The organism is Melghirimyces profundicolus (assembly GCF_003054245.1).
In the GTDB taxonomy this organism is placed as follows: domain Bacteria; phylum Bacillota; class Bacilli; order Thermoactinomycetales; family DSM-45169; genus Melghirimyces; species Melghirimyces profundicolus.
In genome coordinates this window covers 21,450-32,779 of sequence record NZ_QBKR01000033.1, presented here as the reverse complement: position 1 = coordinate 32,779, position 11,330 = coordinate 21,450, and the positions used below count along the sequence as shown (strand labels likewise).

Here is an 11,330-nt window from a genome sequence, read left to right as displayed (position 1 = left end):
TGCACTCACAGAGCACAAGTCTCGCCTGGGTCGCTTCACTCCCGGTCTCGCTATGCACTCACAGAGCACAAGTCTCGCCTGGGTCGCTTCACTCCCGGTCTCGCTATGCACTCACAGAGCACAAGTCTCGCCTGGGGTCGCTTCTCTCCCCGGTCTCGCTATGCACTCACAGAGCACAAGTCTCGCCTGGGGTCGCTTCTCTCCCCGGTCTCGCTATGCTGTCCTGCAGAGAAGCAGGCACTGTCCGCTCCGAATCATCCTGCTGCGGGCAGGGGCAAACGCCTCCGGATGCAACACAGGAGAAGCTTTTGCCCCTGAACGCCCTTGCTGGCTGATTCTCCGCTGGGCAGGACAGCAAAGTCGCTATTTTGGGTAAACGCTTCTCCTTTTCTCGAACCGAACATTCAATCACAACGCATCTAGGCCACCGGAAGACCGGTGGCCTTTTTTGGACGGCTGACGCCCGGTTCACCCGGGGGACGGGTTCGCGGAAGTCAGTTCGACGTCGAAATCAAAACAGGGCACCAGCTGATTGTAGTGCTCCGCCGCCTGGAGAAGAAACCGGACGCCCTCCTCCGTCTTTCCGATGTCGATGTAGTATTTTCCGAGAGTGTGGGAGGCGTGGGCCACTTTTTCCGCGGTGCCGAGCTGGAGAAAGGAATGGATCGCTTCCCGGTAACAACGGGTGAAATCCATGTACCGGCCATGGTGATAATGGATCTGACCCAGGAAAATGAGACATTCGGATCTTAAGCGTTCCCGGCCTTCCAACAATTGAATGGCTTCCCGGACGTGGTGGAGAGCCCGGTCCATATCCCGGGTTTTGAGATAGGTGTGACAGAGAACTTGGTGTACACAACCTCTTTCCCAGTTCGGGAGCTGATCCGGGTTGACCACCTCCAGTGAACGGTGGAGATAATCGATCGCCTGTCCGAAATCATTCAGCTTCAGGTGGCAAACGCCCAGCTCATGGAAGGTGCGGGAAACGAGAACCTTGGAGAAGGTGAACTGTTCGGACATGCGCAGGACACGCTCAAAACAGAGGATCGCCTTTCGGTAGTCTCCCTTATGGGTATAACAGGCTCCAAGAATATTAAGCAAGGTGCACATTTCCAACCAGCGATCTTTCCTCAACATGATTTCAATTGATTTTTCAGTATAGAGAATGCCGAGGGAAGGATCGGACAGGAGAAGGTGCGTTTTGCCCAGATTTCCGTATATGTATGCTTTCTCGAGCTCTTCCGTCACCTGAGGCAAAACTTTTTCCGCTTCTTTGTAATAGAGGAGGGCCCGATCAAACTGGTCTTTCATAAAGTGGATGTTCCCTTTGATTCTGAGATACCAGACCCAAATATTCGGGTTGGATTCCAGGTTGTCCCACCGTGTTTCAAACGCCTTCAGTTGGTTTCGGTAGGCCTCTTCCTCGAAAAAATGAATGAAAAAATTGATTTCAATAAGATCGGTTTTCATCAGAACCCCAGGATCGGCGATTCGGGCGGAGAGCTCCCTCAGTTCCTTCAGGCATGTTTTCGCCCGGTCATAGGACTCAAAAACCAGGGAACTGCGGATTTTGTCAATCAGGCTTTCCGCCTTGCGGAGGGTGTCCTCATCGGTCACACCCATCAGGTCCTGCACACTCAACCCGAGTTTTTTGGCGAGGGGGTTCAGAATGTCCGGCTTGGGGCGGGCTTTCTCATTTTCGATCAGACTGAGGTAAGGAACGGAAATAATCCCGTCTGCCAGTTCGGCCTGGGTCAGTTTCAACTCTTTTCTCCGCCGGCGGATGTTATGTCCGAGGCCGATGGTAAGATTCCCCCTTTCCATCGCAGTGGCCGGAGGGCGGGGGGCAGAAGGTCCGGCAAAAGATGTCAACAAACAAATAATTTCAAAAAAACCGATCCCTCCCTGCTTCCGGCCTTCCATTGTCCATTTACATCATACTTCTTTCAAATGCTCTGTCAACTGATGTACAAGAGAACTCCTATCGATAAAGCAAAAGTTTTAAAAGGTGAAGAGGAGAAACTTTTTGTATACGGGCTTTCAAGGCAAAAATATGTCGAATTTTGTCGAACTTTTAAAAACACGACAATCAAAATTTGTTGTATCATATAAAAGGACCCATGAATGCTTTTGGCTTAGGGGTCTGCGAGCATTGTGGTTAACGTCAAGGTCTTGGTCTTTCCATTGACGGCACCTGCGGGTGCCTCTTTTTTTACACCTTCCCGGGAGAAAATTCGGTTGATATTTCTGCATGAATCGCTGATATAATGAGGAAAGGATTTTTACCGAACGAATTTGGGAGGGAGCCATGAACAAGATCCTGCGAACCGGGGCCGCCCTGTTGACCGTTTCGGCTCTGGTATTCGCCGCCGGGTGCAACCCTTTGTCAGCGTTTCAAACGGAAGCGGAACAGAAACAAGACCGCTGGGACCGTCTCGCGGCGGAAAAAAACGAAAGCATGGATTTAAAAGAGCTGAGTCTGGAATCTTATGCAAAACAGGTGAACACGGTCCTCACCTCACCCGAATATCAACGATTCGCCGTGAATTCCCGATTCCATGTGGAAGGAACGGTTGAAAAATACGGAGAATTCGAGTCCGATACGGTGTGGATCGAGGTGGAGAAAACAAAGGGCGGGGAAGGTACCGGGGAAAAGGAGTTCTCCTATTACACCCGGTTGAACAACGGGAAGTTCAGCCGACAGGTGCAACTCTTCAACGGTAAAGGGGAGTACCGGGTGACCGTGCGGCTTCCCAGCCGGGACCAGGAAGATCGGTTTTACGATGCGGCCCGTTTTGAAGTGATCAACGTCAATCCGGAGATCCGGCGGGATGTCGCCATGAGCCGGGCCGGTCAGGATGCGGGTTTGAAGCTGAGCCGGCCGGAAACCGGCTATCTGGAAGCCAAAGGGGAATTTCGTCTGAAGGGTTCCCTCGGTAAACCAGGGGCCGAACGTTTGATGGTTCGACTGGAAAAAGACGGTCAGGAGTGGAAGCACCTCCTTCGGCTGAACGGCGATGGGGAATTCGACCGCCGGATCCCGCTGTTTTACGGAAAAGGGATCCATAAGCTGACGGTGATGACCCCGGACCCGAAACGTTCGGATTATTACAACGAAGCGGCTGCATTGCTGGTGAACAATCGTTCCAAGGATGAAAAAAGTCCCATTGAGTTCTTCAAGCATTATGACAGCCGCGGGGTCAAACTGGAATACCCCTTGGCAGGCGGCGGTAAGGGGAACATGAAGTACCGGATCAAAGGGTCCATCGACCCCGAAGCCCCATATGCCGCGGAAACCAAGCACCTGATCGTCCAGACGAAAAAAGACGGAATGGAAGCCACCTATTTCATTCCCGTGAAAAACTACAAGTTTGACGACACATTCTGGCTCCGCTTCGGCAAAGGGGAATACGAGGTGACCGTCAACGTCCCCGAGATCACCGAAGAACAGCGGGACTACTTCCGATTCTTCGGTGTGGCCCGGTTCACGGTGACCAACAATGCAGATAAAGATTTGCGTAACTTGCTCCCTTCCCGCGGAATCCAAGCCCGGAATGATGAGATCCGGAAGCTGGCCCGGGACTTGACCCAAGGGAAAAAAACGGAGCGGGAGAAGGCGCTGGCCATTTATGAATATGTGGCCAAAAACATCCGTTACGATGTGCAGAAGTTCAGAAACGACAATTTTGAATACGATGATTCCGCCCTCAAAACCTTGCAGGAGAAAAGCGGGGTGTGTCAGGATTATTCCTTCCTCGCCATCGCCCTCCTTCGATCCATCGGCATGGAGGCACGGTTCGTCGAAGGGGTGGCGGACGGGAATCGTCATGCCTGGGTGGAAGTCAAGGTGAACGGAAAATGGTTGACCATGGACCCCACTTGGGGCTCGGGTTACATCAACCAAAACAACCAGTTCGTCCGTCGGTATACCACCAAATACTTCGACCCCGACCCCGCCGAATTCGCCCAAACCCACCGGCGGACCGGGGTGATGTATTGAAGTTTTGGAATGAAACACCCGTGAAAGCGATGCACGGGTGTTTTTTTCCGGGATCGGACTGATTTTATCAAACTGGAAAGAAGGAGAAGTTTCATGGGCGAAGCGCCGTCGATGGTTCATCGGGTCCGGGAAGAAGAAGAGGGGAAAATGGTCCGGCAGGTCCTGAAAAACCGGTTCCGTTTTTCCCGCCGCATGTTCCGCCGTCTGAAGGAGGCACAGGCGGTGGAAGTGAACGGAAAGCCTGCGTATCTGACTTCCCGCCTCCGGGCCGGGGACCTGATCCGGGTACGACTTCCGGAAGATTCGGGAGAAGGGGTGCGGCCCCAGCCTGTGCCCATTCACGTTCATCATGAAGATGAGGATCTGATTGTTCTCGACAAGCAACCCGGGGTGGTGGTTCATCCCACGAAGCGTTACCCGGACGGGACCCTGGCCAACGGTTTGGCCCATTATTGGCGGGAACGGGGAGAATTCCACCTCGTCCGGCCCGTCACCCGGTTGGACCGGGACACATCCGGTCTGATTGTATTTGCCAAACACGCTCATGCCCATGCGGTTCTGTCCGGCCAAATGAAAAAAAAGCGTTATGTACGTGAATACCTGGCCGTGGTGCATGGAGTTTTGCCCTCCGACGGAGGAATGGTTGAGGAACCGATCGCCCGTTCAAAGGAGAATCCCCATCTTCGCAGCGTCGATCCGGACGGCGTGAAAGCCGTCACCCGCTATCGTGTGGTGGAACGCTTGCAGGATGCGACCCTGATCCGGCTCCGTCTGGAAACGGGCCGCACTCACCAGATCCGCGTTCATATGGCCCATCTCGGCCATCCCCTGGTGGGGGACGCCATGTACGGAGGGGAAACAGAGAGCCTTAAGAGACAAGCTTTGCATGCCGCTTATCTGCGACTGATCCATCCCCGGACCGGAGAGACCTGTTCCTGGGAATCTCCTTTACCCCGGGACATGCTCGATTTGTTGGATCGATTGAAGCCTTGTTAAAAAATGAGAGACAGAGTTAAAAAAACAGGAGTTTATCCCGGCGGTCAAGAATAAATTCGTGGGAGGGAAGAAATTCCAACCAATCAAGGTGCAAATGGCGTTGAAAAAAAGTGATGGAAAGGGATGGTGGTTTTGTTGGTTGCCCTGGTTTCCATGCCCGCCGGGTGGGTCAGCGGGGCCGAGGGGCTGAAAACAGCACCCGCACCGGAGCCCGGGGGAATCGTGCCGCCGCCTGCTGAAGGCGGAATGAAAGCGTTGGCCTCGGCCCCGGGTACCTGGTATGTGGGGGCCACCCCGCCCAATGTGGACAAGAGCAAGCCCCCCATCGTCTTTGTCCAGGGGCTTCACGGGACCGCCGACAGCTGGTGGGGGGACACGCGGTATTACGGGCACAACGATATGTACGAGATTGCGTACCGCAATGGGTATCGCACCGCCTTCGTGGAGCTCCATGATTCTTCCGGCGAAGCGGCCGACATGTGGGACAACGGGGCGTTGCTGGCCGGGATGCTGGAAAAAATCCACCGCTATTTCGGGGAGCGGGTGAACATCGTGGCCCACAGCAAAGGGGGGGTCGACGCCCAGGCCGCTTTGATCCATTCAGGAGCATACCCTCATGCAGGACGGGTCATCACCTTAGGTCCCCCCCATCGGGGATCCCATCTGGCCGACCTGGCCCACAGCTGGTGGGCCGGCTGGCTGGCGGAACTCCTGGGTGTGCGGGACGCCGGAACGGAATCCATGCAGACGGGAGCCATGGAGCACTTCCGTTCGGTAACCGATTCCCATAAGAATGTCGGTAAAAATGGCTATTACACCGCAGCGGGAACCGACTGGGGCCCGTTTCCCTCCGCTCTCTGGACGGGTGGAGCCTGCCTGGCTCCTTACGGGGACAACGACGGGTTGGTCAATGTCTGGAGCACCCCGCTTTCCTACGGAGAGCATTTGTTTACGGCGGATTTCGATCATGATCAACTCCGTATGGGCAGCACCGTCTTCCCCCGGATCCAATCCACCCTCAAGAGCACTGCAATAACGAAGGGAGTATCGGCGATGAAGGAAGTGGCGGCAGCGGCCGCCCGTCCGGAAAAAGATCAACCGCAACAAGTCGTGCGGGGTAAAGATCTCCTGGCCGGCAAAACGTCGGAGGAAGTCATCCATGTTGAATCAGAAAGCGAAGAGGCGATCTTCAACGTGATGACCGAGTCCCCCGATGTGAAAGTCCGCCTGATTTCCCCGTCGGGAACGGTTTACAATGAAGGAAGCCCTGATTTTTACCGTGCCGGTGACGAACCGGATATCTTCCGGGGCGCTTCCGTCCGGGGGTTCCGGTTCGCCGGGCCCGAAGCCGGGGAATGGAAAGTCCGGCTGGACCCCGAAAAGGACGGAGCTTATCTGTTGACCGCCACTTTCCCCGGAACAAAGGACCTGAGAGTGGAGGTTCAGACACCGGGCCGTGCCGGCGAAGAGGTTCCCGTCCGTGTGAATTTGCCCCATGGGTGGAAAGCAAAGCCCGACGAGGTCAAAGTTCGCCTGGTTCCTCCGCGGACCCGGGGAAAAAAATTCCCGGCACAGATGGGAATCTTCGAAAAGAATCTGGATCCGGGAGGAGGAGAACGAACCTCTTTTGCCGGACGTTTGCCGAAACTGAAGGAGCCGGGTGTCTACAACCTGACGGTGGATCTCCGGGGGGGCAACGACAGAGGGGAGCCGTTCCAGCGCACTGTGATCCGTTCCTTCCACGTTCCCGATCCGAAATCTTGAAGGGCAGACCGGAAAAACCGCCCTTCCTTCAGAAGCGTTGTGATTTCATGTTCGTCGAGTGAAGCGACCCCTGAGTGCAGCCGGAGTGGCTTTGGGTAAATGCTGCCGCTCACTTTTTCACAATGCTTTTAGGGGGCGGGTATTCTTTTTATTCCATCCCAACGCTCCTTGATCCGCTCGTGAGAACCACTCCCGCTCGCCTTTCTCTGTCAGGATGTGTATCCCTTTTGCATCCTGGTCATACTGAGTAATGAATGGAGGGATGCCATATGGATTGGTCCGTACTTTCTCTGTGGGAGTGGCAAGCCATGACGGGAATCACCGTGCTCTCCGCCGGTCTGGCCTGGTGGACCAAACGCCGATTGTTCCGGGCCACCGCCTGGGGGAGCATCGCTGTCATCGTTCTGGCTTCGGCCCTGATGGAATCCGGCCCCTGGCTCACCTTTGCGGGAATCGTTTTGGGAGCCGTGTTCCTCCTCCTGATGTCCAAACAGATTCTCCAACCGATCAAGGAGTGATCGGTAAAAATGACCCGACGGGTCATTTTTTTGATTCGCCCGGCGCAACAGGTTAAAATAGACGGGATTTCAGCAGAAGGAGGGGTCCCGATGAAAAGCCGTGTGGCCTGGGTGACCGGCGGCATTTCCGGTTTGGGAGTAATGGTGGCAAAAAAGCTGGCCGGCGACGGATTTTCCATTGCCGTTAATTACCGGAAGAGCCGGGAGAAGGCGGATGGGTTGGTTTCTGAGCTCCGGGAACGGGGCCGAAAAGCCCTCGCGATGGAAGGAGACGTGGCCGATCCGGCGGCTGTCAAGCGGATGGCGCGGGAAATCGAAAACCGGTTGGGCGGGGTGGACGTGCTGGTCTGCGCCGCGGGCCCGTTCCTCTTCCAACGAATCGATGCCGTGGATCTCAGCGACGGCGAGTGGAGGGAAATGGTGGACGGCAACCTGAGCGGGGTTTTTTACTGTGTCCGGGAAACGGTTCCGGGGATGCGGAAACGACGGTGGGGCCGGATCATCACCTTCGGTTTTCCCGAAGTGGAAAATGCCCCCCATTGGGAAGGCTTTTCCGCCTATGCCGCAGCCAAAGCGGGACTGGTTTCTTTTACCCGCACCCTGGCCCGGGAGGAAGGCCCCCATGGGATTACCGTCAACATGGTGTGTCCGGGAGACATCCGCCATCCATACAAAGAAGCCCCGATCGAGGCGGCCCGTGGCCGACGGGAGCCGAAAAACCCCGTCGGCCGTCCGGGCACGGGGGAAGACCTGGCTCGGGTGATCCGGTTTCTCGCCCATCCGGATTCGGACTTTATCACCGGCGGCGTCATTCCGGTGACGGGCGGGTTCGACAACCGCGATTTTCGTGTGGAAGGGGATGCATAAAAGCGACCGATTGAGAGGCGGTCGCTTTTATGACAAAAACAGACATCTTGCAACAAAATCCAAATCAATTGCGTTATAATGAAAGGGTATCGTTATGTACCTACCCGGTCCCGACGGATCGTTGAAAATACCAGGCCAGACCGAACCAGAACATCGAACCGATCAAGCCCAAGACCAAGCCTGCGGGACCATACACTTTCCCAAAAAACAGGGACGCGAGGATGCCGATGAATCCGGTGAAACGGCAGGCGAAGACCGCTGCTTTCTTATTCATGGGATCACCTCGTCCCCACTATACCACAGAAAAGGGATTGGGAAGGTCTGCCGGAAAGTCGGGAGTTTAAAATGTCACGTTTATTTTGATAAGTGAAGGGATATTGGTTTTTCATCCAGGACTGATTGATGGGGTTATTTTTACTAGAAAGAATGGGATGCAGGGGGTTTGAAGTGATGGAACATTATCGAACGTCACCGGGAGGGATTCCGCCGAGGTCCCGCAGCACCGGCCGCCGGGCCGGGGGACGGTCCCTTGCCAACCGGGCCGGAAAAGGCGGACCCAACGGCGGCAAACGGTTCCGCTTTTTTAACAAAAAATGGATTCTGCTGGTGCTGATGACCACCACCCTGATGGTCATCGGCGGTTGTTCCGCCGTGATGATGACGGCGAAACAATACAATATGGATGAAGTGAAGGAAAAATTGGATAGTTCTTCCGTCGTTCTCGACAAAAACGGGAAAAAAGTGATGAAGCTCGGGGCTTCCAACCGGGAGTTAGTGGATTTGGACGACGTGAAATCGCCGGAGCTATGGAAGACTTATCTGGCGGTGGAGGATGAGCGTTTCTACGAGCACAACGGCGTTGACTACCGGGGGTTGGCCCGGGCCGTGGCGAAGAATATCGTCGCCATGGGCAAAGCGGAAGGGGCCAGCACCATCACCATGCAGGTGGCCCGGAACGTGCTTCTGGAGAGCCGCGAAAAGACCTATACCCGGAAACTGAACGAAATCGCCGTGGCTCTGGATTTGGAAAACAAATACAAGAAAAAAGAGATTCTCGAGGTGTATCTGAATTACATCGACCTGGGAAACAACGTCCGGGGCATCAAGATGGCGGCGAAGATCTACTTTGATAAAGATATCACCAAAGAGAAACTGAAGCCCCATGAGATCGCCTTGTTGGCGGGACTGCCCAAGGCGCCCTACGGGTATAACCCCTACACCAACCCCGAGGAAGCCATCAAACGGCGCAACGTGGTGTTGAACAAGATGGCCGAGGATACGGCCCTGCCCGGAGGTCCGATCATTTCCAAGGCGGAAGCGGAGAAATACAAGAAAATGCCCTTGGGAGTCAATCCGGAATACGTGGATAAACACCTGAAGCAAAACTCCTACTACGCCTACAAAGATGTTTTGATCGACGAGATCTCCAGGCGCTATCCGAGCATCGAAAAAGAGGAATTGATCAACGGCGGATATGAAATCCACACCACGCTGGATCCGGATGTACAGAAAGCTGCGGAGAAAGTGCTGGAGAAGAAACAGTACTTCGTGAACCAGGACACCGGCCAGCCGACCGACAGCCTGAACGCAGCTCTCACCATCATGAACACCAAAGGGGAGATCATCGCCGTCGGGGGCGGCCGGGATTATAAACCGGGCTACTACAACTGGGCCAAAAAGAACCGGCAGCCCGGATCGACGATCAAGCCGCTGACGGTGTTCGGCCCGGCGATCCAGGATCACGATTACAACGAATACACCATCGTGGAGGACAAACCGATCCAGATCGGGAATTATTCGCCCAAAAACCAGCAGAACGAGTACTTCGGAAAGGTTCCGCTCCAGGAAGTGGTGAACAAGTCCCTCAACGCCTCCACGACCTGGATCCTGAAAGAAGTGGTGAAATTGGGTCCGGCCGCCCAATACGCCGAGAAAGCGGGCCTTCCGCTTCATGAGAAGGACAAGGGAAGTTATGCCGCCCTGGGGCTGGGCGGGATGACGGAGGGGGTCAGCACCATCGACATGGCCGAGGCCTATTCCTCCTTCGCCAACGTGAAGACGGGCGGACATTACCAAGCCCACACCGTGAAAAAAATCGTGGATCCAAAAGAAAAGAAAATGTTGGAGCCGGAAGTCAAAATCCCGAACCAACCCCGGCAGGTGTGGTCGAAGAAAACGGCCTGGTACATGACCCGGATGCTCCTGAACAACGTGGAGAAAGGGACGGGAACCAACGCCCAGATCCCGGGACACCAAGTGGCCGGGAAGACCGGGACCACCCAGGACAACAAGGAAGCCTGGTTTGTGGGCTATACCCCCGAATACGTGGGGGCCGTCACGGTCTTCAACACGTACGACAAGGACAAATCCAACGATGTGAAGCTGTCCGGCGGCGGGTACGCGGCCCCCATCTTCCAGGAAGTGATGGCCGAAGCCCTGAAAGGGAAAGCCCCGCAACAGTTCCGGAACCCGGGTGTTCCGGAGCCGCAACCGCCTTTTGAGTTGAAGCCGGTCAACGACCTGTCCGCCCAGTACGACCCGAACGCCAAAACGGTCAACCTGCAGTGGTCCGACTATGCGGATCAGCTGGAATACCGAATCCAGCGTTCCGAGGACGGTCAGAACTGGAAGGACATCGGCAAGACCTCCGAGGGAACCTTCAGCGACAACAGCATTAAAGTACCCAAACAGAAGAAAAATGATGACGATCCCTTCGGGGGATGGTTCGGCGGCGGAGAGGAACCCAAAACCTATCACTACCGGGTGATCGCCATCGACACCCAGGCGAAAGGACCGGAAGAGAAAGAGGCCGAGCCGGGCAACGTGGCCACGGTGAGAATCACCCCGGAACAGCCGCAGGACCAGCAACCCCAGGATCAGCAACCCCAGGATCAGCAGCAGGACCAACAGGATCAACAGGATGAATCGACCTTCCCCGATGGCGGGGATCCCTTGGGGGATCAACAGCAGGACCAGACCGGTGATGAGACGGATCAGCAGGATCAGCAGCAGGACCAGCGAGGCAATCAGCGCAATGGCGGTGACGAAGAGGACGGGGGCGACCTGTTCGGCGGCTGACCCCGGCAGACCGGTTCGCATATGCGAACCGGTCTTTTTTTGTTGTCCCGGAAACCTATTGGAATCCGGGGATAATTTGATTAGTATAGATATAAGGCCCTGTTCTT

At 55.4% G+C, this 11,330-nt stretch carries 8 protein-coding genes; 6 read left to right on the top strand and 2 right to left on the bottom strand.

The genetic code is table 11. The features are described from left to right. Positions 1–468: 468 nt before the first annotated feature. Entirely contained in the window at positions 469–1,824 is a 1,356-nt protein-coding gene (locus tag C8P63_RS16925) for a helix-turn-helix domain-containing protein (protein WP_281258741.1), read from the bottom strand. A 484-nt stretch (positions 1,825–2,308) separates the two neighbouring features. Between C8P63_RS16925 and C8P63_RS16920 the strand changes: the two genes are divergently transcribed. From C8P63_RS16920 to C8P63_RS16900, 5 genes are all read left to right on the top strand, one after another. Next, positions 2,309–4,000, top strand: coding sequence for a transglutaminase domain-containing protein (locus C8P63_RS16920; RefSeq protein WP_108026110.1), 1,692 nt, complete (start codon positions 2,309–2,311; stop codon positions 3,998–4,000). Between the two features lie 93 nt (positions 4,001–4,093). Next, entirely contained in the window at positions 4,094–4,996 is a 903-nt protein-coding gene (locus C8P63_RS16915) for an RluA family pseudouridine synthase (RefSeq protein ID WP_108026108.1), read from the top strand. Between the two features lie 123 nt (positions 4,997–5,119). Continuing rightward, positions 5,120–6,760 carry an esterase/lipase family protein gene (locus C8P63_RS16910; RefSeq protein ID WP_108026106.1) on the top strand — a complete coding sequence of 547 codons (1,641 nt, stop codon included), beginning with the start codon at positions 5,120–5,122 and terminating at the stop codon, positions 6,758–6,760. A gap of 269 nt (positions 6,761–7,029) precedes the next feature. After that, a complete protein-coding gene (locus C8P63_RS16905) occupies positions 7,030–7,278 on the top strand; it encodes a hypothetical protein (RefSeq protein WP_108026104.1) in 249 nt (82 codons plus the stop codon). A 90-nt stretch (positions 7,279–7,368) separates the two neighbouring features. After that, positions 7,369–8,145, top strand: a complete 777-nt coding sequence (locus C8P63_RS16900; RefSeq protein ID WP_108026102.1) for an SDR family oxidoreductase — start codon at positions 7,369–7,371, stop codon at positions 8,143–8,145. 100 nt (positions 8,146–8,245) lie between these two features. Here the strand turns inward: C8P63_RS16900 and C8P63_RS19270 are convergent, their stop codons facing one another. Then, complete coding sequence (locus C8P63_RS19270) at positions 8,246–8,419, bottom strand: hypothetical protein (protein ID WP_170109733.1); 174 nt, start codon at positions 8,417–8,419, stop codon at positions 8,246–8,248. 176 nt (positions 8,420–8,595) lie between these two features. Here C8P63_RS19270 and C8P63_RS16895 point away from each other — a divergent pair, with 176 nt between their 5' ends. Continuing rightward, a complete protein-coding gene (locus tag C8P63_RS16895; RefSeq protein ID WP_170109732.1) occupies positions 8,596–11,223 on the top strand; it encodes a transglycosylase domain-containing protein in 2,628 nt (875 codons plus the stop codon). The last annotated feature ends 107 nt before the right edge of the window (positions 11,224–11,330 follow it).

Excerpts from the sequence above, each read along its gene's own strand:
- C8P63_RS16925 (WP_281258741.1), bottom strand. The coding sequence starts at position 1,824 with ATGGAAAGGGGGAATCTTACCATCGGCCTCGGACATAACATCCGCCGG.
- C8P63_RS16920 (WP_108026110.1), top strand. The coding sequence starts at position 2,309 with ATGAACAAGATCCTGCGAACCGGGGCCGCCCTGTTGACCGTTTCGGCT.
- C8P63_RS16915 (WP_108026108.1), top strand. The coding sequence starts at position 4,094 with ATGGGCGAAGCGCCGTCGATGGTTCATCGGGTCCGGGAAGAAGAAGAG.
- C8P63_RS16910 (WP_108026106.1), top strand. The coding sequence starts at position 5,120 with ATGGTGGTTTTGTTGGTTGCCCTGGTTTCCATGCCCGCCGGGTGGGTC.
- C8P63_RS16905 (WP_108026104.1), top strand. The coding sequence starts at position 7,030 with ATGGATTGGTCCGTACTTTCTCTGTGGGAGTGGCAAGCCATGACGGGA.
- C8P63_RS16900 (WP_108026102.1), top strand. The coding sequence starts at position 7,369 with ATGAAAAGCCGTGTGGCCTGGGTGACCGGCGGCATTTCCGGTTTGGGA.
- C8P63_RS19270 (WP_170109733.1), bottom strand. The coding sequence starts at position 8,419 with ATGAATAAGAAAGCAGCGGTCTTCGCCTGCCGTTTCACCGGATTCATC.
- C8P63_RS16895 (WP_170109732.1), top strand. The coding sequence starts at position 8,596 with ATGGAACATTATCGAACGTCACCGGGAGGGATTCCGCCGAGGTCCCGC.